Annotated in this window: 17 protein-coding genes, 2 tRNA genes and 1 other RNA gene; 8 read left to right on the forward strand and 12 right to left on the reverse strand. The window is 72.7% G+C overall.

Annotation, left to right across the window (positions count from 1 at the left end):
- Positions 1-44 precede the first annotated feature (44 nt).
- Complete coding sequence (acs, locus tag FQ330_RS12240; RefSeq protein WP_146357917.1) at positions 45-1985, forward strand: acetate--CoA ligase; 1941 nt, start codon at positions 45-47, stop codon at positions 1983-1985.
- A 113-nt stretch (positions 1986-2098) separates the two neighbouring features.
- Here acs and FQ330_RS12245 read toward each other — a convergent pair whose 3' ends face one another.
- Positions 2099-2557, reverse strand: a complete 459-nt coding sequence (locus tag FQ330_RS12245) for a RidA family protein (RefSeq protein ID WP_128188327.1) — start codon at positions 2555-2557, stop codon at positions 2099-2101.
- Positions 2554-2721 carry a hypothetical protein gene (locus tag FQ330_RS13390; RefSeq protein WP_164877025.1) on the reverse strand — a complete coding sequence of 56 codons (168 nt, stop codon included), beginning with the start codon at positions 2719-2721 and terminating at the stop codon, positions 2554-2556. Before FQ330_RS13390 ends, FQ330_RS12245 begins: the two co-directional genes overlap by 4 nt.
- Before the next feature lie 49 nt (positions 2722-2770).
- Here FQ330_RS13390 and FQ330_RS12250 point away from each other — a divergent pair, with 49 nt between their 5' ends.
- The 3 genes from FQ330_RS12250 to FQ330_RS12260 all read left to right on the forward strand — a co-directional run bounded on the left by FQ330_RS12250 (position 2771) and on the right by FQ330_RS12260 (position 6381).
- A complete protein-coding gene (locus FQ330_RS12250) occupies positions 2771-5332 on the forward strand; it encodes a transglycosylase domain-containing protein (protein ID WP_146357919.1) in 2562 nt (853 codons plus the stop codon).
- 28 nt (positions 5333-5360) lie between these two features.
- The gene (locus FQ330_RS12255) at positions 5361-6263 is read left to right on the forward strand and encodes a metallophosphoesterase (protein ID WP_225792856.1); all 903 of its coding nucleotides are present in this window, start codon (positions 5361-5363) and stop codon (positions 6261-6263) included.
- Positions 6264-6307: 44 nt separating this feature from the next.
- Positions 6308-6381: transfer RNA gene (locus tag FQ330_RS12260), tRNA-Pro, on the forward strand.
- Positions 6382-6568: 187 nt separating this feature from the next.
- Here the strand turns inward: FQ330_RS12260 and FQ330_RS12265 are convergent.
- From FQ330_RS12265 to FQ330_RS12275, 3 genes are read right to left on the reverse strand one after another with little or no spacing between them, the layout of a single operon-like run.
- Positions 6569-7183 (reverse strand): thymidine kinase, encoded by a 615-nt coding sequence (locus tag FQ330_RS12265; RefSeq protein WP_146357923.1) that lies wholly within the window; start codon positions 7181-7183, stop codon positions 6569-6571.
- Between the two features lie 2 nt (positions 7184-7185).
- Positions 7186-7809 carry a helix-turn-helix transcriptional regulator gene (locus FQ330_RS12270; protein ID WP_225792857.1) on the reverse strand — a complete coding sequence of 208 codons (624 nt, stop codon included), beginning with the start codon at positions 7807-7809 and terminating at the stop codon, positions 7186-7188.
- A gap of 23 nt (positions 7810-7832) precedes the next feature.
- Entirely contained in the window at positions 7833-9353 is a 1521-nt protein-coding gene (locus FQ330_RS12275; RefSeq protein ID WP_146357927.1) for a malate:quinone oxidoreductase, read from the reverse strand.
- 106 nt (positions 9354-9459) lie between these two features.
- On the opposite strand from FQ330_RS12275, the gene FQ330_RS12280 reads away from it, so the two are divergent.
- Positions 9460-9798 (forward strand): hypothetical protein, encoded by a 339-nt coding sequence (locus tag FQ330_RS12280; RefSeq protein WP_146357929.1) that lies wholly within the window; start codon positions 9460-9462, stop codon positions 9796-9798.
- A gap of 58 nt (positions 9799-9856) precedes the next feature.
- Here the strand turns inward: FQ330_RS12280 and FQ330_RS12285 are convergent, their stop codons facing one another.
- The 5 genes from FQ330_RS12285 to ffs all read right to left on the reverse strand — a co-directional run bounded on the left by FQ330_RS12285 (position 9857) and on the right by ffs (position 15331).
- The gene (locus FQ330_RS12285; RefSeq protein WP_146357931.1) at positions 9857-10933 is read right to left on the reverse strand and encodes an aspartate-semialdehyde dehydrogenase; all 1077 of its coding nucleotides are present in this window, start codon (positions 10931-10933) and stop codon (positions 9857-9859) included.
- On the reverse strand, positions 10930-12204 hold the full coding sequence (locus tag FQ330_RS12290; protein ID WP_146357933.1) for an aspartate kinase: 1275 nt from the start codon (positions 12202-12204) through the stop codon (positions 10930-10932). The genes FQ330_RS12285 and FQ330_RS12290 overlap by 4 nt, the downstream gene beginning before the upstream one ends.
- 156 nt (positions 12205-12360) lie before the next feature.
- Complete coding sequence (recR, locus tag FQ330_RS12295) at positions 12361-12960, reverse strand: recombination mediator RecR (protein ID WP_128188335.1); 600 nt, start codon at positions 12958-12960, stop codon at positions 12361-12363.
- Complete coding sequence (locus tag FQ330_RS12300) at positions 12961-15186, reverse strand: DNA polymerase III subunit gamma and tau (RefSeq protein ID WP_146357935.1); 2226 nt, start codon at positions 15184-15186, stop codon at positions 12961-12963.
- Positions 15187-15234: 48 nt separating this feature from the next.
- An RNA gene (ffs, locus tag FQ330_RS12305) (signal recognition particle sRNA small type) lies at positions 15235-15331 on the reverse strand.
- A 60-nt stretch (positions 15332-15391) separates the two neighbouring features.
- On the opposite strand from ffs, the gene FQ330_RS12310 reads away from it, so the two are divergent.
- Positions 15392-16165, forward strand: coding sequence for a cytochrome b5-like heme/steroid binding domain-containing protein (locus FQ330_RS12310; RefSeq protein ID WP_146357937.1), 774 nt, complete (start codon positions 15392-15394; stop codon positions 16163-16165).
- Between the two features lie 8 nt (positions 16166-16173).
- Here FQ330_RS12310 and FQ330_RS12315 read toward each other — a convergent pair whose 3' ends face one another.
- Positions 16174-17367: an acetate/propionate family kinase gene (locus FQ330_RS12315; protein ID WP_146357940.1), complete on the reverse strand. Its 1194-nt coding sequence runs from the start codon at positions 17365-17367 to the stop codon at positions 16174-16176.
- Positions 17364-19478 (reverse strand): phosphate acetyltransferase, encoded by a 2115-nt coding sequence (gene pta / locus FQ330_RS12320; RefSeq protein ID WP_146357942.1) that lies wholly within the window; start codon positions 19476-19478, stop codon positions 17364-17366. Before pta ends, FQ330_RS12315 begins: the two co-directional genes overlap by 4 nt.
- Before the next feature lie 147 nt (positions 19479-19625).
- On the opposite strand from pta, the gene FQ330_RS13695 reads away from it, so the two are divergent.
- Positions 19626-23573: a cell wall-binding repeat-containing protein gene (locus tag FQ330_RS13695; protein ID WP_146357944.1), complete on the forward strand. Its 3948-nt coding sequence runs from the start codon at positions 19626-19628 to the stop codon at positions 23571-23573.
- 90 nt (positions 23574-23663) lie between these two features.
- Positions 23664-23748: transfer RNA gene (locus FQ330_RS12330), tRNA-Ser, on the forward strand.
- Positions 23749-23879: the final 131 nt, after the last annotated feature.

Raw genomic sequence — 23879 nt, forward strand, 5'->3', positions numbered from 1 at the left:
GCGCCCTCGCTAGGCTCGCAGCGACGAGGAAGTCTGGAGGACCCGTGTCGGACCACATCGACCACCTGCTCACCGAGACCCGCCGGTTCGCGCCCCCCGAGGCGCTCGCGAGCGAGTCCGCGACGGACGCCGCGCTCTACGAGCGGGCCGCCGACGACCGGCTCGGCTTCTGGGCCGAGCAGGCGCGCGAGCTGCAGTGGGAGACGCCCTTCACCGAGGTGCTCGACTGGCAGCCGCCGCACGCGCGGTGGTTCCACGACGGCACCCTCAACGTCGCCGTCAACTGCCTCGACCGGCACGTCGACGCCGGGCACGGCGACCGCGTCGCGCTGCACTGGGAGGGCGAGCCCGGCGACCGCCGCACCATCACGTACGGCGAGATGACCGCAGAGGTCAAGCGGCTCGCGAACGTGCTCACCTCGCTCGGCGTGCGGGCGGGCGACCGCGTCGCCATCTACCTGCCGATGCTGCCGGAGGCGGTCGCCGCGATGCTCGCGTGCGCCCGCATCGGCGCCGTGCACACCGCCGTCTTCGGCGGCTTCAGCCCCTCCAACCTCCGCGGCCGCATCGACGACGCCGGCGCGAAGCTCGTCATCACCACCGACGGCGGGCACCGCAAGGGCAAGGTGTTCCCGCTGAAGCCGACGGTCGACGAGGCGCTCCGCGAGCCCGGCCACGGCGTCACGAACGTGCTCGTCGTGCGGCGCGGCGAGAACGAGATCGACTGGGTCGACGGCCGCGACGTCTGGTACCACGAGGCGATGGCCGACGCCGAGCCCGAGCACGAGGCCGAGGCGTTCCCCGCCGAGCACCCGCTCTTCATCCTCTACACCTCCGGCACGACGGGGCGCCCGAAGGGCATCCTGCACACGAGCGCCGGCTACCTCGCGCAGACCTCGTTCACGCACCGCCACGTGTTCGACCTGAAGCCCGAGACCGACGTCTACTGGTGCACGGCCGACATCGGCTGGGTCACCGGCCACAGCTACATCGTCTACGGCCCGATGGCCAACGGCACCACGCAGGTGATGCACGAGGGCACGTTCGACACCCCCACGCCCGAGCGCCCGTGGCAGATCATCGAGCGCTACGGCGTGACCATCTTCTACACCGCCCCCACGGCCATCCGCACCTTCATGAAGCTCGGCCGCCAGCACACGCATTCGAGCGACCTGTCGAGCCTGCGCGTGCTCGGCACGGTCGGCGAGCCCATCAACCCGGAGGCCTGGATCTGGTACCGCGACGTCGTCGGCGGCGGCACGACCCCGGTGATGGACACGTGGTGGCAGACCGAGACCGGCGCGATCATGATCTCGGGACTCGCGTCGGTGACGACGCTGAAGCCGGGCAGCGCGCAGGTGCCGATCCCCGGCATCGAGATCGACGTGGTCGACGACTCGGGCGCATCCGTCGACGACGGCGACGGCGGCCTGCTCGTCGTGACGAGCCCGTGGCCGTCGATGCTGCGCACCATCTGGGGCGATGACGAGCGCTACCGCGAGACCTACTGGGAGAAGTTCGGCGACCGCTACTTCGCCGGCGACGGCGCCCGCAAGGACGAGGACGGCGAGATCTGGCTGCTCGGCCGCGTCGACGACGTCATGAACGTGTCGGGCCACCGGCTCTCGACCGCCGAGATCGAGTCGTCGCTCGTCGCGCACGAGGGCGTCGCCGAGTCGGCGGTGGTCGGGGCGACGGATGCGACGACGGGCCAGGCGGTCGTGGCGTTCGTGATCCTGAAGGAGAGCGCCGCGCACCACCCCGTCGAAGAGGCCGAGCGCATCCTCCGCCAGCACGTGGCATCCGACATCGGCGCGATCGCGCGGTCACGCCAGGTGTTCATCGTGCCCGACCTGCCGAAGACGCGCTCCGGCAAGATCATGCGGCGGCTGCTGCGCGACCTCGCCGAGGGCCGCGACCTCGGCGACACGACGACGCTCGCCGACCAGTCGGTGGTGGAGGCCATCCAGTCGCAGCTGCGCTGACGCGCCGCCCCGCGCCGCAGATGTAGGGCGAGTTGCGCTGGATGCGCCCGCATGGCAGCCGTTGGCCCTGCATCTGCGGTGGCCTGCTCGGCGGGCGCGCCGGCGCGGCGCGGCTAGGCGAACTCGGCGATGACCTCGACCTCGACCGGGGCGCCGAGCGGCAGCTCGGCCACGCCGACGGCGCTGCGCGCGTGGCGGCCCGCGTCGCCGAAGATCTCGCCGAGCAGGTTGCTCGCGCCGTTGATCACGCCCGGCTGGCCGTGGAAGCCCTCGGCCGAGGCGACGAATCCGACCACCTTCACGATGCGGGTGATGCGGTCGAGCGAGCCGATCTCGGCGTCGATCGCCGCGAGCGCGTTGAGCGCGCACTGGCGCGCGTCGGCGGTGGCCTCGTCGGCCGACACCTCGGCGCCGACCTTGCCCGTGCGCGGCAGCGCGCCGTCGACCATCGGCAGCTGGCCGGAGGTGAAGACCAGGCGGCCGCTCGAGACGGCCGGGATGTAGGAGGCGACGGGCGGCACGACCGCGGGCAGCTCGAAGCCGAGCTCGCGGATGCGCTCGGCGACGCTCACGCGGAGGCCTCGATCGGGCGCTTCAGGAACGCGACGAGGCCGCCCTCAGGGCCGTTCGCGACGTGCACGAGCTCCCATCCGTCGGCGCCCCAGGTGTTCAGGATCGCCGTCTCTCGGTGGATGAGCAGCGGCGTCGTCGCATACTCCCAGGTCGTCTTCGCCATCGTGCGTGGTCCCCTGCCCTCATAGGTTGGTCGCGTACCCTCGTATGCTATGGCCGCATCACGACACAAGCCAGGAAGCCTGCTCGCCTCGCTCCTGGGACTCATCGGTTTCAGCGCGATCGCCGGGATCCTCGTCTCGGCGACGCTGACGCCGGCGCTCGCGGTCGCCTCGAGCACCGCGAACAGCGGCCTCGACATCTTCGAGAGCCTGCCCTCGTACGCGCAGATCAACCAGCAGGCCGAGCGCAACCGCATCTACGGCCTGCGCGACGGCCAGCCGGTCGAGATCGCCCAGTTCTACGCCCAGGACCGCCAGGTGCTGCGCTGGCAGCAGGTGCCGCGCAACACCGTCGAGGCGCTCGTCGCGGGCGAGGACCGCCGCTTCTACTCGCACGGCGGCGTCGACGCGCCGTCGGTCATCCGCGCCGGCCTCTCGCAGGTCGGCTTCGGCGGCGAGTCCGGCGCCTCGACCCTCACGATGCAGCTCGTGCGCCAGCAGATCGCCATGGACGCGTTCATCCGCGGCGACCAGGAGACCTACGAGCAGCAGTACCAGGAGAGCTACCAGCGCAAGCTCGCCGAGATGCGGCTCGCGATCGGCCTCGAGCAGCGCTACACGAAGAACGAGGTGGTGCTCGCCTACCTCAACATCGCCAACTTCGGCGGCAACGTCTACGGCATCCAGGCCGGCGCGCAGCGCATCTTCAACAAGCCCGCCTCCGAGCTGACGATCGCCGAGTCGGCCGCGCTCATCGCGACGGTGCAGAACCCGTCGATCCGCAACCTGTTCAACGCCGAGAACTGGGAGCGCAACCAGGAGCGGCGCGATTTCATCATCAACCGGATGGCCGCCGACGGCTACATCACGGCGGAGCAGCGCGACGAGGCGCTCGCGACGCCGGTCGACGAGGAGTTCGTCGACATCCAGCCCGCGAACAACGGCTGCATCGCCGGCTACGACTCGGCGCGCTTCTTCTGCGACTACGTGCAGCGCGTGCTCGCCCAGGACCAGGTGGACGGCCACTACATCCTCGGCGCATCCGAGGAGGACAACGCCGCCGCGCTCTTCCAGGGCGGCTACCGCATCTACACGTCGATCGATCTCGGCCTCAACGACTCGGTGCAGGCGCTGCTCGACCAGAACGTGCCGAACACCGAGACCCGCTGGCAGTCCGGCGGCGCGGTGACCCAGCTCGAGGTCGGCACCGGGCGCATCCTGACGATGGCGCAGAACAAGGACTACTTCAACGGCGACGGCGCACCGCCGACCGCGAGCGCGGTGAACTTCAACGCCGACTACGCGCACGGCCGCTCCGGCGGCTTCCAGCCGGGCTCCGGGTTCAAGATCTTCACGCTCGCCCAGTGGATCATCGACGGCCACTCGGTCGACGAGCAGATCGACGCGACGCGCGAGGAGTGGCCGCTGGGCGCCTTCCGCGCCGAGTGCACGGGCCTCGTCTCCGAGCCGTGGGACCCGCAGAACAACGAGGGCCAGGAGTACGCCCGCATGACGCCGACCGAGATCATGGTCAACTCGGTCAACACCGGCATCGCCCGCATGGCGAGCCAGATGGACCTGTGCGACATCCACCAGACCGCCGCGAACATGGGCGTCGTGCCCGCCGACGGCAGCGACTGGCAGATCTTCGCGCCGGCCGTGATCGGCTCGGGCTCGAACGTGACGCCGATGGGCATGGCCTCGGCCTTCGCCACGATCGCGAACGGCGGCGTCTACTGCCGCCCGATCGCGATCGACCGGATCGTGGCGCGCGACGGCTCCGAGGTGCAGCCTCCCGGCCAGGACTGCCAGCAGGCCATCACGCCCGAGGTGGCGTCGGTGCTGCAGGCCACCCTCGAGACGGTCACCGAGCGCAACCCGATCAACAACCCGCCCGGCACCACGCCCGTCATCTCGAAGACGGGCACGACGAACGGCGTCGTGCAGACCTGGGTGAACGGCGCGAGCCCTGAGATCGCGACCTCCGTCTGGGTCGGCAACATCGTCGGCAACTACTCGCTCGAGGAGCGCTGGAACGTGCGCTCGACGATCTTCCGCGGCGCGATGGCCGAGGGCATCGCGCGCTACCCGGGCGGCGAGTTCCTCTCCCCCGACGCCGACACGCTGCGCGGCAATGCGAGCCAGCTGCCGGATGTCTCGGGCCAGTCGGTCGAGGCCGCCACGGCCGCGCTCGAGGGCGCCGGGTACACAGTGCAGGTCTCCGACCCGATCGACGGCCTGCAGGCAGAGGGGCTCGTCGAGTACACGGCGCCCGGCGCCGGCTCGCTCGTGACCACCTCGACGCCGATCATCCTCTACCCGTCGAACGGCGGGCTCGCCGAGGGCGACGCGGAGGAGACCGCGCCGCCCGCCGACCCGGCCGCCCAGATGTGGCCGGACCTCGTGGCGAGCTCGCTCGCCGACGCCCGCACGACGCTCTCGGGCGCAGGGTTCGACCCGGCGCTGCTGCAGATCACCTGGCAGGACCACGGCGAGGCCAATCTCTGCACGGTGCTCGCGCAGAACCCGCTGCCCGACACCCCGGGCGAGCCCGACGACCCGATCTCGGTCGTCGTGGGCACGAACGCCTCCGGGGGCGACCCTGGCTGCTAGCCGCGCGGTCGGCGCGGTCGTCGGCGGCGTGCTCGCCGCCGGCGCCGCGGTCGCCGCGTACGCCACAGCCGTCGAGCCGCGCGCGTTCCGCATCCGCTCCGAGACGCTGCGCATCCTGCCCGCCGGCGCGCGCCCGATCACGCTGCTGCACCTCGCCGACATCCACCTCGCGCCCTGGCAGGAGACGAAGCTCGACTGGCTCGAGGGCCTGGCGACGCTCGAGCCCGACCTGATCGTCAACACCGGCGACAGCCTCGGGCACCGCGCCGCGCTGCCGGTGCTGGCGGATGCGCTGCGCGTGTTCCAGGGCGTGCCCGGCTTCTTCGTCCACGGGTCGAACGACGTCTACGGCCCCGAACTGAAGAACCCGCTCCGCTACTTCCGCGGGCCGTCGAGCGTCTCGGGCGAGTCGCGCGTCGAGCGCCTCGACATCCACGGGCTCGAGCGCGCGTACGAGGACCTCGGCTGGCTGAGCCTCAACAACACCGCCCGCGCCATCGAGGTGCGCGGCACTACCATCGCCGGCTTCGGCGTCTCGGACGCGCACCGGCACTGGGACCGGCTCGACGAGACCGAGGGCGCGCTCTCGCGCATGCGGCGGGCGCTCGGCGACGCCCCCCGCGCGACGCTGGGCGTGACGCACGCGCCATACCGCCGCATCCTCGACGCCTTCGTCGACCTCGGCGCCGACGCGATCCTCGCGGGCCACACGCACGGCGGCCAGGTGCGCGTGCCCGGCGGGCACGCGATCGTCACGAACTGCGACATCCCGCGCGAGCAGGCGTCGGGGTTGAGCGAGTGGGCCCACGGCGGCCGCTCCGTGCCGCTCACGGTGTCGCAGGGCATCGGCTCGTCGATCTTCGCCCCGTTCCGGCTCGGCACGCCGCCGGAGGCGGTCGTCGTGTCGCTCCTGCCGCGCGACATCGGGTAGACTGGCGAGGTTGCACAGCCGGGGACGCGTTCCCGGCGGAGCACCGGGGTGTGGCGCAGCTTGGTAGCGCGCGTCGTTCGGGACGACGAGGTCGCAGGTTCAAATCCTGTCACCCCGACTTGAGGCAGAAGGGCTCAATGCGGCGAAGCCGCGTTGAGCCCTTCTGCATCAAGGTCGAGTAGCGCGCACAGCGCGCGTACCGAGACCTGGCGGCTGGGCTGGCGAGCGCTCTCGTCTCGATACGCCGCCTGCGGCGGCTACTCGACGAGCGAAGGCGGCGGCTGCTCGACGAGCGGCGGCGGCGGCTACTCGACGAGCGGAGCGGGAGCGCCCAGCCGTCCGCCCGACTCCTCCAGGTAGCACGTGGCGCACAGCGACTCGTAGGTGACGGCCTCGCCGTCGATCGCGACCTGGTCGCCGTCGAAGACGAAGCGGTCGCCGACCTTGCGGCCGTTGAAGAGCGCCTTGCGGCCGCACCGGCAGATGGTCTTCAGCTCCTCGAGCGAGTGCGCCAGCTCGAGCAGCCGCGCCGAGCCGGGGAACGCGTGCGTCAGGAAGTCGGTGCGGATGCCGTAGGCGAGCACGGGCACGCCGCGCTCGACGGCGATGCGCAGCAGCTCGTCGACCTGCTCGGGCCGCAGGAACTGCGCTTCGTCGACGAGCAGGCACGCGACGGGCTCGGGGCGCTCGGCGGCGGCCGCCTCGAACGCATCCAGCACCGAGTCCTGCGGTGCGACGAGGAAGTCGACCGCGCGGGTGACGCCGAGCCGCGAGACGACGTCGCGCTCGCCCTTCGTGTCGGTGGCGGGCTTCGCGAGCAGCACGCGCTGCCCGCGCTCCTCGTAGTTGAACGCCGCCTGCAGGAGCCCGGTGGACTTGCCGGAGTTCATCGCCCCGTAGCGGAAGTACAGCTTCGCCACGGCTAGAGCAGGCCGTCTTCTTCTGCGCGGTTGATGAGCTCGGCGCGACGGCCGGCGGGCCGGTCGACGGCCGCGTACTTGGCGCGCACGCGCCGCAGGAAGGTCTTGGCGGTCTCGTAGCCGACGCCCATCTCGGCCGCGACCTGCACGGTCGTCAGGCCCTGCACGTAGTGCGTGAGCGCCCGCCGCTCCCCCGGCGACAGGCGAGGGCGCCGCTCGGCGGGCTCGTCGGTCCAGCTCGTGGTGCGGCGCCGCGTGGGTCGGCGCACCGCCGCGACCTGCTCGGCCACCGCCTCGGCGGGCTCGCCGAGCGGCACGATCGCGGCGCCGAGGCCCTCGAGCGCCCGCCGCAGGGTCGTGTCGACGTCGGCGTGCACGACGACGAGCGCGCCTGCGGCGACGCCCGTGCGCGCGTGCGCGAGCATGGTCCTGCCGGGCTCCTCGGCGAGCACGACCACGTCGCCAGGGAACCCCGGGTCGACGACGAGGTTGGCGAACCGCGACGAGATCGCGGTCAGGGTGAGCGCCTCGTCGGCGTCGATCGCGTCGCGCAGCGCGTCCCTCTGCTCGCTGCCCGCGACCGCGCTGACGCGGCGCAGCGTCCCCGCGTCGGGGGACTCGGTCATGGACATCGGTCTGCCTCTAGTCGCTAGGCGGTGCCGCTGCCCGCGGCAGCGGTCTGGAGCTCGGGCGCGGACTCGGGGACGAGGCGCAGCACGCGAGCGGTGCGCTCGAGGCTCTCCCGCGCGGCCACCGGGTCGTCGTTCAGCCGCGTGCCGTAGCTGGGGATGAGCTCGCGGATCGTCTCGCGCCACTGCGGCATGCGCTCCGGGAAGCAGCGCTCGAAGATCGTCAGCATGATGTGGACGGCGGTGGATGCGCCGGGCGATGCGCCGAGCAGGCCGGCGATCGTGCCGTCCGCACCCGTCACGACCTCGGTGCCGAACTGCAGCACGCCGCCCTTGTCGGGGTCGCGCTTCATGACCTGCACGCGCTGGCCGGCGGTGATGAGGCGCCAGTCCTCGTCGCGCGCGTTCGGCATGAACTCGCGCAGCGCCTCGAGGCGCTTCGCGCGGGACGCGAAGACCTCGCCGAACAGATAGCCGACCAGGTCGAGGTTGGCGAGGCCAGCGCGGATCATCGGGTACAGGTTGTGGCCCTTGATCGTCTCGAACATGTCGGTGTACGAGCCGGTCTTCAGGTACTTGGGGCTGAAGCCCGCGTAGGGGCCGAACAGCAGGCTCGCCTCGCCGTCGACGAGGCGCGTGTCGAGGTGCGGCACCGACATCGGCGGGGCGCCGACGCTCGCCTTGCCGTAGACCTTGGCGTTGTGGCGCGCGACGACCTCGGGGTTGTCGGTGCGCAGGAACGCACCGGTGATGGGGAACCCGGCGAAGCCCTTCGCCTCGGGGATGCCCGACTTCTGCAGCAGCTTGAGCGCGCCGCCGCCGCCGCCGACGAAGACGAACCGCGCGATCGCCTCGTTGGTGCTGAGGCCCACCTCGCGGCGCAGCTTCAGCCGCCAGGTGCCGTCGTCGAGCCGCTTGAGCCCGGTGACGGTGGTGTCGGTGTGCACGACCGCGCCGTCCGCCTGCAGGCGGTCGAAGAGCATCCGGGTCAGGGCGCCGAAGTCGACGTCGGTGCCGTCGGTCGAGCGGGTCGCGGCGATGCGCTGCGACTTCTTGCGACCGGGGATGAGCGTGGGCGTCCAGGCGCGGATGACCTCGGGGTCCTCGGTGTACTCCATGCCGGCGAAGAGCGGCTCGTCCTTCAGCAGCTCCCAGCGGCGGCGCAGGTAGTCGACGTTGTCGTCGCCCCAGACGAGGGTCATGTGCGGCGTCGGCGAGATGAAGCCGGAGGGGTCGGGCAGCGTGCCGTCCTCGACGAACGACGCCCAGAGCTGGCGGGAGAGCTGGAACTGCTCGTTGATGTCGATCGCCTTCGCGGCGGTCATCGAGCCGTCGGGGCCCTCGGGCATGTAGTTGAGCTCGCAGAGGGCGGCGTGACCGGTGCCGGCGTTGTTCCACGGGCCGGATGACTCCTGGCCGACCTCGGGCAGGCGCTCGAAGACGCGGATCGTCCACGAGGGCTCGAGGCGGTGGAGGAGGGCGCCGAGCGTCGCGCTCATGATCCCTCCGCCGATGAGGGCCACGTCGATCGTCTTCGTCACCCTTCGATTCTAGGACGTCCTCCATGGACGCTCGACCCAGATCGTGCGCATCGCCAGGTTCCCAGGCCTAGCATGGGCGCGTCACCATCCGGCGAGAGGAGCGACCATGGGAATCCTGGACGACGCGAAGGACAAGCTCGGCGACGCGGCCGAGTGGGTCAAGGACAAGGCCGAGAACCTGGGCGAGCAGGCGCAGGGCGCCGGGCAGACGCTCGGCGAGAAGGCCGCCGACGCGCGCCACTGGGCCGAGTCGAAGCTGGGCGGCGACAGCGGCGAGCCGCAGCGCTTCGCCGGCGGCGCCGCTGAGGAGCGCACCGCCGACGGCGGCAGCTTCGCCACGGAGTGGGTGGATGCGTCGACCGACCAGGCGGCGGACGCACCGCAGGCCGAGCCGTCGGCGGAGGCGTCGCACGGCGGCGACCACCCCCAGCACCCCGCGGCCTGAGCCGGTCGACGACGGAGGGCGGCGCCGATCGGCGCCGCCCTCCTCCGTTCCGCTCTGGTCAGCCGAGGCGCTGGGCGACGAGCTCCGCCAGCTGCACCGCGTTCAGCGCAGCGCCCTTGCGGAGGTTGTCGTTGGCGACGAACAGGACGAGTCCGCGGCCGGGCTCCGCTGACTGGTCGGCGCGGATGCGGCCGACCAGTGAGGCGTCGGCGCCGGCCGCCTGCAGCGGCGTCGGCACGTCGACGAGCTCGACGCCGGGCGCCTGCTCGAGGAGCGCTCGCGCCTGCTCGGGCGAGAGGTCGCGCTCGAACTCGGCGTGGATCGCGAGCGAGTGACCGGTGAAGACCGGCACCCGCACGCACGTGCCGGCGACGCGCAGCTCGGGGCGCTCGAGGATCTTGCGCGACTCGTTGCGCAGCTTCTGCTCCTCGTCGGTCTCGCCCGAGCCGTCGTCGACGAGCGAGCCGGCGAGCGGCAGCACGTTGTGCGCGATCGGCTGGGTGTAGACCCCCGGCTCGCCGAGGTCGATTGCGCCGCCGTCGTGCGTGAGCCGCTCCGGGTGCTGGCCGGCGGCGCGCACGAGCTGACCGCGCAGCTCCTCTACGCCGGCGAGGCCGGAGCCGGAGACCGCCTGGTAGGTGGCGACGACGAGCCGCTCGAGGCCCGCTGCGAGGTCGAGCGGCTTGAGCACGGGCATCGCGGCCATCGTCGTGCAGTTCGGGTTCGCGATGATCCCCTTCACGGCACCGGTGATCGCGTGCGGGTTGACCTCGGAGACCACGAGCGGCACCTCCGGGTCCATCCGCCAGGCCGACGAGTTGTCGATGACGACGACCCCGGCCTCCGCGAAGCGCGGCGCCAGCCGGCGCGACGTGGCGCCGCCGGCGGAGAAGATTGCGACGTCGAGGCCGCTCGGATCGGCTGTCTCGGCGTCCTCGATCGTGATCGAGCGGCCCTGGACCTCGATCGCGCGGCCGGCGGAGCGGGCGGACGCGAACAGCCGCAGCTCGTCGATCGGCACGGCGCGGTCGGCGAGCAGCCGCAGCACGACGCCGCCGACCTGGCCGGTCGCGCCGACGACGCCCAGGCGCAGCGGGCGCGCGGGCCCGGCCTCGTCGCTCAGGCGCCGGATCATCGCCCGGTCCCCGCGTGCACGACAGCCTCCTGGTCGCCGTCGAGCTCGAACGCCGAGTGCACGACGCGCACGGCCTCGATCAGCTGGTCGGCGCGGGTGACGACCGAGATGCGGATCTCGGAGGTGGAGATCATCTCGATGTTGATGCCCGCATCCGACAGCGCCCGGAACAGCCGCGCCGAGACGCCCGCGTTCGTGCGCATGCCGGCGCCGACGAGCGCCAGCTTGCCGATCTGGTCGTCGTGCTGGATCGACTCGAAGCCGACCTCGGCGCGATGCGCCTCGAGCGCCTGCAGCACGCTGCCGGCCTCCTCCTTCGGCAGGGTGAAGGAGATGTCGGTGCGACCGGTCGCCGCCTCGGACACGTTCTGCACGATCATGTCGACGTTCGCGCCGGACTCGGCCACGATCGTGAAGATCCGCGCCGCGGTGCCGGGCACGTCGGGCACCCCGACGACCGTGACCTTGGCCTCGGACAGGTCGTGGGCGACGCCGACGATCATCGGCTCTTCCATGGTGGACCCCGCTCTCTCTGGGTCGTAGACGATGGTGCCGTCGTCGTTCGTGAACGACGATCGGACGTGGAGGGTGACGCCGTGCCGGCGGGCGTACTCGACGCTGCGGATGTGCAGCACCTTGGCGCCGGCGGCGGCGAGCTCGAGCATCTCCTCGCTCGTGACGCGGGCGATGCGGCGGGCGCGCGGGACGACCCGCGGGTCGGCGGTGAACACGCCGTCGACATCCGTGTAGATCTCGCACACGTCGGCCTCGAGCGCGGCGGCGAGCGCGACCGCGGAGGTGTCGGAGCCGCCGCGGCCGAGCGTGGTGATGTCGCCGGTGACCTTGTTGAAGCCGGCGAAGCCCTGCACGATCGCGATCTGCCCGGCGTCGAGCGCCTGGCGCACGCGGCCGGGCGTCACCGAGACGATGCGGGCGGAGCCGTGCCGGTCGTCGGTGAGCATGCCGGCCTGGCTGCCGGTGAACGACACGGCCTCGGCGCCCTGCGACTTGATCGCCATCGCGAGCAGCGCCATGGAGATGCGCTCGCCGGCGGTGAGGAGCATGTCGAGCTCGCGACCGCCCGCGGGGAGGTTCGGCACGACGGCGTGGGCGAGGTCGAGCAGCTCGTCGGTGGTGTCGCCCATCGCGGAGACGACCACGACGACGTCGTCGCCGCGCTTCCTCGTCTCGACGATGCGCTTCGCGACACGCTTGATGCTCTCGGCGTCGGCCACGCTCGACCCGCCGAACTTCTGCACGATGAGGCTCACGCCGCTCCCCAGGTCCCGGAACACCCCAGTCTAGGCGGCGGGCGCATGCCCTCGGCGTCGACGCCTCGCCACGGTCTCGCGACGCGAGCGGCCTCCGACCGCGCGCTCCTCGACCTTGTGAGCCCTCCGCTCACCTCGAGGATGAGCGCTGCGGGCTCAACGCTCTACCGTGCGGCGGCCCTCAAACGCCCGGCCGAGCGTCATCTCGTCGGCGAACTCGAGATCGCCGCCGACGGGCAGCCCGCTCGCGAGCCGCGACACCCGCACGCCGAGCGGCAGGAGGGTGCGGATGAGGTAGGTCGCGGTGGCCTCGCCCTCGACGTTGGGGTCGGTGGCGATGATGACCTCCTCCACCGCGGCGTCCTGCAGCCGGGTCATGAGCGACGCGACGCGCAGCTGGTCGGGGCCGACGCCCTGCATCGGGTTGAGCGCGCCGCCGAGCACGTGGTACAGCCCGCGGTACTCGCGGGTGCGCTCGATGGCGACGACGTCCTTCGGCTCCTCGACGACGCAGATCGTCGTCGGCACCCGGCGAGGGTCGCGGCAGATCGCGCAGCGCTCCTCCTCGCCGATGTTGCCGCAGACGACGCAGAAGCGCACGCGCTCGCGCACCGTCTGGAGGATCGTCGCGAGCCGGTCGACGTCGAAGGTCTCGGTCTGGATGATGTGGAACGCGATGCGCTGCGCCGACTTCGGTCCGACGCCGGGCAGCCTCCCGAGCTCGTCGATGAGGTCCTGGACGATGCCGTCGTACACCTAGCGCTCCCCTCGCACCCGCGGGCGCTCCTCGATCAGCTCGGCTCCGAGCTCCTCCCGCACGACCGCCTCGCCGTAGCGCGCGGCCTGCGAAGCCGAGAGCGCGGGCTCGGGCGCCGGCGCGGAGCGCGCGAGCTCGGCGAGCGACGGCCCGGTCGGAGCCGCCCTCTGCTGCTCGACCGGCGCGGGCTCGGCCGCGACCGGGGCGTCGGGCGCGGAGACGAAGGAGAAGGGGTCGGGCTCCGGCTGGTCGGGCAGGCCCTGCTCCGGGAGGTCCTCTGGCGGCGCCTCCGCGTCGCTCGGGATCGTCGCGACGGCCCAGCCGGTGACCGGCTCCGCGGCGGCCGCTGCCGCCGCGATCTCTGGCTTCGCGCGGCGGGCAGGCGCCACCGCGACCGAGGCGTCGGGCCGGAGCGCGGGTGAGGGCGCGGCGGCCGGAGCGGGTGCGTGCGCGGCCGGGGCGCGGCCTCGGTGCGCCTCCTCGCCGCCTGCCGGAGCGGCAGGCTCGGACGCGCGGCGCGAGCCCTGACGCGTGCGCGGCACGTACCGCACGTCGAAGCCGAGCAGCTCGCGGATGGCGGTGCGCAGCGCGTCGGCGACGCTCGGACGCGTGCCCTGGGGCTGCTTGAAGCGCTCGACGTCGGCCTCCGACTGGAAGCCGAGCACGAGCACGTCGCCGTCCCGCAGGTCGATCGGCGTGAGGGTCGTCGCGACCATCCACGCCGAGCGGTGCTGGTCGGCGAGCAGCTGCAGCACCTCGTCCCAGGCGTCGCGCAGCTGGCCGAACGTGATCGCCTCCGCCGACGCCGCGACCTGCGGCGCAGGAGCAGCCGGCGTCGGCGCGGGCGCGCTCGCCGCAGGCGTCCGCACGGGCGGGACCGCGGCCGGAGCGGGCGCGGGGGCGCTCGCAGGCGGGGCGGGTGCCGATGCGGGCGCGGCCCTCGGCGCAGCAGCGGGTGCGGGCGCGGCCTTCGGCCTCGACGCGGGCGCGGACTTCGGCGGCGCCGGGGCGGGCGCGGATGCGGTGGCAGGCGGTGGCGCGGCGGCCGGCGCTGCGGGTGCGGGCGTCGCGCCGTCGAGCCGCTGCTCGAGGCGCTCGACGCGCGCGAGGGTGCCGACCTCGGGGTCGCCGCTCTCGGGCACCAGCAGGCGCGCGGCCATCAGCTCGAGGTGGAGCCGCGGGCTCGTGGCGCCCGCCATGTCGGTGAGCGCCTTCGCGACGATGTCGGCGGCGCGGGAGAGCTCGGTCGCGCCGAAGCCGCCCGCCTGCTCGACGAGCGTGGCGAGCTCGTCCTCGGGGACGCCGTGCAGGATCGCGGCGGGGTCGCTGGCCGCGTGCGCGACGATCAGGTCGCGCAGCCGCTCGAGCAGGTCCTCGACGAAGCGGCGCGGGTCCTGGCCTGTCTGCACGACGCGGTCGATCGACGCGAACAGCCTCGGCGCATCCGCCGCCGAGAGCGCGGCGACGATCTCGTCGAGCAGCTCGCCGTGCGTGAAGCCCAGCAGCGCGACCGCGTGCTCGTAGGTGACGCCGCCCTCGGAGCCCGCGATGAGCTGGTCGAGCAGGCTCAGGGTGTCGCGCGCGGAGCCGCCGCCGGCGCGCACCACGAGCGGCAGCACACCGGGCGCGACCTCGACGCCCTCCTGGGCGCACAGCTGCTGCACGTACTCGAGCATCGGCGCCGGCGCGATGAGCCGGAAGGGGTAGTGGTGCGTGCGCGAGCGGATCGTGCCGATGACCTTCTCGGGCTCGGTCGTCGCGAAGATGAACTTGATGTGCTCGGGCGGCTCCTCGACGATCTTGAGCAGCGCGTTGAAGCCGCCCGAGGTCACCATGTGCGCCTCGTCGATGATGAAGACCTTGTAGCGGTCGCGGCTCGGCGCGAAGGTGGCGCGCTCGCGCAGGTCGCGGGCGTCGTCGACGCCGCCGTGGCTCGCCGCGTCGATCTCGACGACGTCGAGCGAGCCGCCGCCGTCGCGGCCCAGCTCGACGCACGAGTCGCAGACGCCGCACGGCTCGGGCGTGGGGCCCTCGGCGCAGTTGAGGCAGCGGGCGAGGATGCGCGCGCTCGTGGTCTTGCCGCAGCCGCGGGGGCCCGAGAAGAGGTAGGCGTGGTTCACGCGGTCGGCGCGCAGCGCCGTGCGCAGCGGGTCGGTGACGTGCGCCTGCCCGATGAGCTCGGAGAACGACTCCGGCCGATAGCGGCGGTAGAGGGCGGCGACCATGCGACCCAGGCTACTTCCCGCCGGTGACGTGCCGCGCCGAGCCCGGACATGCAGGACTCCCCGCGCACCCGCCAGAGCCCGGTTGCCCTTGCTTCGTCTCCGACCTGGGGGATTTGGCCTGGATGGCGCCACGCGGGGAGCCGCATCCATCGTACCCAACGCGCGGCACCGGTGCGACGCAGGTGGGCGCCGGTACCGTGTCGGCATGCTTCCCGCGACGGGCAACCCGTTCGACCTCGCCTTCGGCCTGCCGCTGCACCCGCTCGCGGTGCACGTGCCCGTCGTGCTGCTGCCGCTCGGCGCGCTCGGCCTGCTGCTCGTCCTCGCCATGCCGCGCTGGCGGGCGTCGCTCGCCTGGCCCGTCGTCGGCGTGCTCGGCATCGCCGCCGCGGGCGCGCTCGTGGCGAAGCTCTCGGGCGAGGCGCTCGCCGCCAGGGTCGGCTCCCCCGGCCAGCACGAGCAGCTCGGCAACTGGCTGCTCGCGACCGCCGCGACGCTCTTCGCCGCCGCCCTCGCGTGGTGGCTGTGGCAGCGGCGGCTCACCCGCGCCCGGCGCTCGTCGGGCATCATCGGGCTGCTGAGCGGCATCGTGCTGGCGGCGGTCGCGCTCGGCGCGCTCATCATCGCGGTGCTCACCGGCCACACGGGCGCCACCGCCGTCTGGCAGGACCGCGTCGCGGGCATCGCCCCGAGCGCGGAGCCGGAGCCGGCGGTGGGCCCGACCCCGTCCGCGGGCGAGGACGGCATCTCGATCGGCGACGTCGCGGGGCACGACGACTCCGCCTCCTGCTGGGTCGCGATCGACGGCACCGTCTACGACCTCACGGAGTGGGTGACCGAGCACCCCGGCGGCCCCGACCGCATCCTCGGCATCTGCGGCACCGACGCGACCGAGGACTTCGCCGCGCAGCACGAGGGCATGGAGCTGCCCGCCGAGCGCCTGGCGCAGTTCGAGGTCGGCGAGCTCGCCGACCGCTGAGCCGGTCGTCAGGGGGCGTCGACCAGCGCCGCGACCTGCCGCGCGATCTCGAGCTCCTCGTTCGTCGGCACGACCCAGACCTCGATCGGCGAGCCGTCGGCCGAGACGCGGCGCTCGCCGCGGCCGCGGTTGCGCTCGGGGTCGAGCACGATGCCGAGCCCCTCGAGCCCCTCGAGCGCGATCTCGCGCACGCGCGCGGCGTTCTCGCCGATGCCCGCGGTGAAGGCGATCGCGTCGGTGCGGCCGAGGTGCGCGAGGTAGGCGCCGACGGTGCCGCGCAGGCGGTGCCCGACGATCTCGAGCGCCTCGACCGCCCGGCCGATCCCCGCATCCGCCGCCTGCAGCACGTCGCGCATGTCGCCCGTGCCGGTCATGCCCAGCAGGCCCGATCGCTTGTTCAGCAGCGTGTCGATCTCGTCGACCGACATGCCGGCGACGCGATGGAGGTGGAAGACGACGCCCGGGTCGATGTCGCCGGAGCGCGTGCCCATCACGAGGCCCGCGAGCGGCGTCATGCCCATCGAGGTCTCGATGCTCCTGCCCCCGCGCACCGCGGTCGCCGAGGCGCCGTTGCCGAGGTGCAGCACGATGCTGTTGACCTCGTCGAGCGGCCTGCCGAGCAGCTCGGCCATGCGGCGCGAGACGTACTGGTGGCTCGTGCCGTGGAACCCGTACTTGCGCACGCGGTGCTCGGCGGCGACCCGCTCCTCGATCGCGTAACGGTGCGCCGCCGGCGGGATCGTGAGGTGGAACGCGGTGTCGAAGACCGCGACGTGCGGCAGGCCGGGGAACGTCGCACGGGCCGAGCGGATGCCCTGGAGGTTCGCGGGGTTGTGGAGCGGGGCGAGCGGGGCGAGGTCCTCGATCTGCTGCTGCACGTCGTCGTCGACCCGCACCGCGCGGTCGAAGCGCGCGCCGCCCTGCACGACGCGGTGCCCGACGCCGACGAGCCCGGCCCGCTCGAGGTCGGGACCGTGCCGCTCGAACTGCCGCAGCACCCATCCGAACGCCTTCTCGTGATCCGGGATGACGCGCTGCTCGACGACGGGCTCGCTGCCGGGCACCTCGTGCTTGGCCTCGCCGGTGGTCTCGCCGATGCGCTCGATCAGGCCGCTCGCGAGCGCGCGGCCCGCGTCGACGTCGACCAGCTGGTACTTGAGGCTCGACGAGCCGGCGTTGATGACGAAGACGGAGCGCGTCATGCCTGCGCTCCCGGTGCCTGCGCCCCCGAGGCCTGCGCCTGGATCGCGGTGATCGCGATCGTGTTCACGATGTCGCTCACGAGCGCACCGCGGGAGAGGTCGTTGACGGGCTTGTTGAGCCCCTGCAGGACGGGGCCGATCGCGAGCGCGCCCGCCGAGCGCTGCACCGCCTTGTAGGTGTTGTTGCCGGTGTTGAGGTCGGGGAAGACGAAGACCGTCGCCCGCCCGGCCACCTGCGAGTCGGGCATCTTCTTGCTCGCGACCGCCGCATCCGCCGCCGCGTCGTACTGGATCGGGCCCTCGACCGGCAGCTCGGGGGCCCGCTCGCGCACGAGCTGCGTCGCGGCCCGCACGCGGTCGACCTCGGCGCCGGTGCCCGACTCCCCCGTCGAGTAGGACAGCATCGCCACGCGCGGCTCGATGCCGAACTCGCGCGCCGTCTGCGCCGAGGAGATGGCGATGTCGGCGAGCTCCTCGACGGTGGGCTCCGGGATGACGGCGCAGTCGCCGTAGACGAGCACCCGGTCGGCGAGGGCCATGAGGAACACGCTCGAGACGACCGAGACCCCCGGCTTCGTCTTGATGGTCTCGAAGGACGGCTTGATCGTGTGCGCGGTCGTGTGGGCGGCGCCGGACACCATGCCGTCGGCGTCGCCCAGGTGCACCATGAGCGTGCCGAAGTAGCTGACGTCGAGCAGCCGCTCCATCGCCTGCTCGATCGAGACGCCCTTGTGCGCGCGCAGCCGCTGGTACTCGGCCGCGTAGCGGGGCCGCAGCTCGGCGTCGTCGGTCGCGACGATGCGGGCGCCCGACAGGTCGAGGCCGAGGGCCGCCGCGCGCTGGCGGATGGACGCCTCGTCGCCGAGGATCGTCAGCCGGGCGATGCCCCGCGCGAGGACGGTGGATGCGGCCTGCAGGATGCGGTCGTCGTCGCCCTCCGGCAGCACGATGTGCCGCACGTCGGCGCGCGCCCGCTCGATGAGGCTGTGCTCGAAGATGAGCGGCGTGACGACGTCGGTCGTCGCGACCTCGAGGCGCTCGAGCAGCGCCGCGGCGTCGACGTGCTGCTCGAACAGGGCGAGCGCCGCGTCGCGCTTGCGCTGCGTGCCGTCGATGAGCGAGCCGCGCGTGCCGGCGATGCGCCGCGCCGTCTCGTAGGTGCCGTGCGGGTTGGCGCCGATCGGCAGGTCGAGGTCGAGGCCGTCGAGGAGGCGCTGCACGGCGGGGTGCAGCTCGAAGCCGCCGTTGAGGATGATGCCGGCGATCGACGGGAAGGTGTCGGACTGCTGCGCGAGCAGGGTGCCGACCACGACGTCGGAGCGGTCGCCGGGCATGACGAGGATGCCGCCCTCGATGAGCCGCTCGAGCACGTGCTCCATCGACATGCCCGCCACCACCGTGCCGAGCGACTCGCGCGACAGGAGCCCCGGGTCGCCGCGCAGCAGGGTCGCGTCGACGGCGCGGAAGAGCGAGCCGACGCTGGGCGCGCTCAGCAGCGCGTCCTCCGGGATCGACCACATGGGCACCCCGGCCGGCACCGCCCCGGCCATCGCCGCCGGGATCTCGCCCATCGCCGAGGGGTCGGCGCGGTTGACGACGACGCCGGCGATGGATGCGTGGGCCTGGGCCAGCTCGGCGGTCGTCACCTCGGCGAGCTGCCGCAGCTGGTCGGCCGTGCGGGGCGCGTCGGTCTCGGGGTCGCGACCGCCGAGCACGAGGAGCACGGAGGCGCCGAGGTTGGCCGCGACGCGCGCGTTGAAGCCGAGCTCGGTGGGGCTGCCGACGTCGGTGTAGTCGGAGCCGACGATGACGATCGCGTCGAAGCGCTCGTCGATGCGGTGGTAGCGGTCGACGATCGTCGAGAGCGCGGCCTCGGCATCCTCGTGGACCGCGGCGTAGGTCGTGCCGATCGCCTCGTCGTAGTCGAGCTCGACCGCGTCGTGCGCGAGCAGCAGCTCGAGCACGCCGTCGCGCTCCTCCTCGGAGCGGGCGACGGGGCGGAAGACGCCGACGCGCTCGACCCTCCTGCCGAGGGCGTCGAGCAGGCCGAGCGCCACGATCGACTTGCCTGCGTGGCCCTCCGGGGAGGCGATGACGATGCGGGTCGGCACCCCTCCACGCTAGTGCCATGCGTCCGGGAGGTCACGAAAAGGTAACGCTTCCTCGACACTCTTCCTCCGACCACAGCGCGCCCATAGATTCAGGCACATCTGCCCCCCACTTCACCGGGGGCTTCGTCCTGAACGAAGGATCACCTTGTGAGCACACTGAACTCGAAGCGTGTGCGCCTTCGCAGCGGCATCGCACTCACCACCGCCCTCGCGCTCAGCGCGGGGGCGTCGGTGCTTGGTGCGGCCGCAGCGAGCGCTGCTCCGCCTCAACCCCCCATCGACACGAGCGGCTTCGACAGCGGCCGCTACATCGTCGTCCTCGAGGACGACGCGATGTCGACCTACCGCGGCGGCCTGCCCAACCTGGCGCGCACCGCACCGCTCGGCACCGACGACATCGACGTCGACTCGGCAGCAGCGAACGCGTACGCCGCGCACCTCGAGACCCAGCAGGCCGAGGTCGCATCGGGGATCGGCGCGCAGATCGCGACGAACCTGACGGTGACGATGAACGGCTTCGTCGCCGATCTGTCGGCCGAGCAGGCGCTCGAGCTGGCGCGCGACTCGCGCGTCTCGCAGATCTTCCCCGACGAGATGCTCCAGATCCAGGCGAGCCCCGCCAACGAGTACCTCGACCTCGAGGGCCTCTGGTCGCAGGTCGGCGGCGTCGACGAGGCCGGCGCCGGCGTGGTCGTCGGCGTGCTCGACACGGGCATCGCGCCCGAGAACCCGCTCTTCGCGGGCGAGCCGCTCGGCACGACCCCGGGCGCGGAGCCCTACCTCGACGGCGACGCGATCGTCTTCGACAAGGGCGACGGCAGCCAGTTCGTCGGCGCGTGCGAGACGGGCTCGCAGTTCACGGCCGAGGACTGCTCGACCAAGATCATCACGGCCCGCTACTACGTCGACGGCTTCGGCGCCGACAACATCGGCACCGAGACGCAGGAGCCCGGCGAGTACCTCTCGCCGCGCGACGGCGACGGCCACGGCTCGCACACCGCCTCCACGGCGGCGGGCAACGCCGAGGTCGCCGTGACCTCCGCCGGCGGCGCCGACCTGGGCACCATGTCGGGCGTCGCGCCCGAGGCGCGCATCGCCGCGTACAAGGTGTGCTGGTCCGGCACCGACCCGTCGAGCACCGACGACGACGGCTGCGCGACGAGCGACTCGGTCGCCGCGATCGAGCAGGCCGTCATCGACGGCGTCGACGTCATCAACTTCTCCATCGGCGGCGGCGCAGCGACCTCGGTCGCGACGGCCACCGACGTGGCGTTCCTGGGTGCTGCGGCAGCCGGCGTCTTCGTGTCGGTCTCGGCCGGCAACTCGGGCCCCGGTGCGTCGACGCTCGACCACGCCGCCCCCTGGTACACCACAGTCGCCGCGGCGAGCATCCCGAACTACGAGGCCACCGTCGTCCTGCCGGGCGACGAGCGCGTCCCGGGCGGCTCCATCACGGTGCCCATGGAGGAGGGCGCTCCGGAGATCTCCGGACCGTTCATCTACGCCGGCGACATCGCCGCCGACGGCCAGGACCCGGCTGAGGCCGCGCTCTGCCTCCCCGGCACGCTCGACGCCGCCGAGGCCGACGGAGCCATCGTGCTCTGCGACCGCGGCGTCAACGCGCGCGTCGAGAAGTCGCAGGTCGTCGCCGACGCCGGCGGCATCGCCGCGGTGCTCGTCAACGTCACGCCCGGCTCGATCGACCTCGACGACCACGTGATCCCGACGATCCACGTCGACGCGCAGTACCGCGACCAGCTCCTGGCCGCTGCGCAGACGCCCGGCACGGTCGTCTCGTTCGAGGCCGGCAACACCTCGGGCATCGAGACCGTCGCGCCCGTCGTGGCCGGCTTCTCGTCCCGCGGCCCGGCCCTCGCCGAGGGCAGCGACGTCATCAAGCCCGACGTGGCATCCCCCGGTGTCGGCATCATCGCCGCCGGCCCCAACCCCGCCGACGGCGAGCCGACCTACCGGATGCTCTCGGGCACCTCGATGGCCGCGCCGCACGTGGCGGGCCTCGGCGCGATCTACCTCGGTGCGCACCCGAACGCCTCGCCCGCCGAGGTCAAGAGCGCGCTGATGACGACCGCGACCGACACCCGCAACCTCGACGGCTCGGTCTCGACCGACCCGTGGGCGCAGGGCGCCGGCTTCGTGAACACGCAGTCGATGCTCGACGCGGGCCTCGTGTACGAGAACGGCACGGCCGACTGGTTCGGCTACCTGCGCGGGCTCGGCTACGTGCTGCCCGACTCGTGGGTGGGCACCCCGATGGACCCGAGCGACCTCAACATCGCCTCGATCGCCGTCGGCTCGCTCGCGGGCACGCAGACGGTGACGCGCACGGTGACGGCCCTCGAGGCCGGCTCGTACGCGGTGTCGACGTCCGGCATGTCCGGCATCGACGTCGCGGTGTCGCCGTCCACGCTCGAGTTCACCGAGGCGGGCCAGTCGCTCTCCTACGAGGTGACCTTCACCACGGCCGGCGCTGAGCTCGGCGCGTGGACGTCGGGCTTCCTCACCTGGACCAGCTCGGAGCACACCGTCCGCTCGCCGCTCGCGGTGAAGCCGGTCGCGGTGGCCGCCCCGGAGTGGGTCGAGGGCATGGGCACCGTCGGCCAGACCCCCGTCTCGGGCATCTCGGGCATCGACGGCTCGATCCCGCTCGAGGCGAACGGCCTGGCTCCGTTCCAGCTGCTGGGAGCCGACGGCGGCGACGCCGGCGACTACTTCCAGTACGTCGTGGAGATCCCGGAGGGCGAGATCGCGCACTACTTCTCGCTCGACGCCGAGGACGACACGGCCGACCACGACCTGTACGTGCTGCGACTGAACGACGCCGGCACGCCGGTCGAGCAGTTCACGGCTGCGACCGGGTCGGCGGACGAGACGCTGCTGCTGGAGGACCCGCAGGCGGGCACCTACGTGGCGATCGCCGAGGTCTGGGCGACCGGCGAGGCCGGCGCGCCGAGCAACTTCGAGCTCGACCACGTCGCCGTCGGCACGGGCCAGCAGGAGGGCTCGTTCCGCACGGAGCCGACGTCCATCGACGACACCGTCGGCGGGCACTTCACCTACACGGCCATGTGGAACGGCCTCGACACCAATGCCGAGTACCTCGGCGTGGTGGGCTACGGCGGCACCGACGTGCGCACCTTCGTCCACGTGACGACCGGTGACCTGACGATGCCGACGCCGGAGCGCCTCGAGGGCGACGACCGCTACGAGACCGCGGTCGCGATCTCGCAGCACGGCTTCCCGGAGGGCGCTGACGTCGTGTACGTCGCCAGCGGCCAGAAGTTCCCGGACGGCCTCGCCGCTGCCCCCGCCGCTGCCCGTGAGGGCGGACCGCTGCTGCTGACGCAGGGCGGCGCGCTGCCCGACGTCGTGGCCGAGGAGATCGAGCGCCTGTCGCCCGAGCGCATCGTGATCGTGGGCGGCGAGCCCTCGGTCGCGCCCGCGGTCGCCGACGAGCTCGAGGGCCTGGCCGGCACGGTCGACCGCGTGGGCGGTGCGGACCGGTACGAGACGAGCCGCCTGATCGCGCAGTACGCCTTCGAGGAGGGTTCGGCGAACGCGTTCGTCGCGACCGGCCGCAACTACCCCGACGCCCTGTCGGCGGGCGCGGCAGCCGGTTCGATCGACGCTCCGATCCTGCTGGTTGACGGCCTCCGGGACGGCGCGGATGACGCGTCCGTCGCAGAGCTCGACCGCCTCGGCGCGGAGAACGTGTACCTGCTCGGAGACCAGAACTCGATGTCGAACGGCATCGAGCTGGACTTCGACCTGCTGGGTCTCGTCGTCCACCGCTTCGCAGGCTCGGACCGCTACCAGACGGCGGTGCTCGTGAACCAGGAGATGTTCGACGGCCCCGTGCCGGCGATGTACCTGGCCAGCGGGCAGAAGTTCCCGGATGCCCTGAGCGCCTCGGCGCTCGCGGCCGCCGAGGGCTCGCCGCTGTACCTGGCGAAGCCGACCTGCATCAACTCGGCGATCGTGACGGAGAGCCTGCGGCTGGGACAGCCGCCGGTCTTCCTGCTCGGCAGCGAGGCGACCCTGTCGTCCGCCGTCGAGGAGTACGCGATCTGCCCGTAGCAGCGCAGTGAGGGAGGGGGCGGGGACTTCGGTCCTCGCCCCCTTCTCGCTCCGCTAGGATCGCTAGGTCGGCCGTTCGCGGCCGGCTCAGGAGGATTCGCCTAGTGGCCTATGGCGCACGCTTGGAAAGCGTGTTGGGTGCAAGCCCTCGGGGGTTCGAATCCCCCATCCTCCGCCCTTGTGATGAGTCGCGACATAGGTCTCACCTGAGTCGCGACATGTGTCACGAAGAGAGAGCCCCTGGCCATCGGCCGGGGGCTCTTCTCGTGTTGCGCCAGTAGCTGCGTGCCGGGTCGATGGTGTTGG

The sequence above is a fragment of the Agrococcus sediminis genome, from assembly GCF_007923295.1.
In the GTDB taxonomy this organism is placed as follows: domain Bacteria; phylum Actinomycetota; class Actinomycetes; order Actinomycetales; family Microbacteriaceae; genus Agrococcus; species Agrococcus sediminis.

What these genes read in the sequence shown, in the direction of transcription:
- FQ330_RS13390 (WP_164877025.1), bottom strand. Translation starts at nt 2,721, where the DNA reads ATGGCGAAGACGACCTGGGAGTATGCGACGACGCCGCTGCTCATCCAC.
- FQ330_RS12250 (WP_146357919.1), top strand. Translation starts at nt 2,771, where the DNA reads ATGGCCGCATCACGACACAAGCCAGGAAGCCTGCTCGCCTCGCTCCTG.
- FQ330_RS12270 (WP_225792857.1), bottom strand. Translation starts at nt 7,809, where the DNA reads ATGACCGAGTCCCCCGACGCGGGGACGCTGCGCCGCGTCAGCGCGGTC.
- FQ330_RS12280 (WP_146357929.1), top strand. Translation starts at nt 9,460, where the DNA reads ATGGGAATCCTGGACGACGCGAAGGACAAGCTCGGCGACGCGGCCGAG.
- FQ330_RS12285 (WP_146357931.1), bottom strand. Translation starts at nt 10,933, where the DNA reads ATGATCCGGCGCCTGAGCGACGAGGCCGGGCCCGCGCGCCCGCTGCGC.
- FQ330_RS12300 (WP_146357935.1), bottom strand. Translation starts at nt 15,186, where the DNA reads ATGGTCGCCGCCCTCTACCGCCGCTATCGGCCGGAGTCGTTCTCCGAG.
- FQ330_RS12310 (WP_146357937.1), top strand. Translation starts at nt 15,392, where the DNA reads ATGCTTCCCGCGACGGGCAACCCGTTCGACCTCGCCTTCGGCCTGCCG.
- FQ330_RS12315 (WP_146357940.1), bottom strand. Translation starts at nt 17,367, where the DNA reads ATGACGCGCTCCGTCTTCGTCATCAACGCCGGCTCGTCGAGCCTCAAG.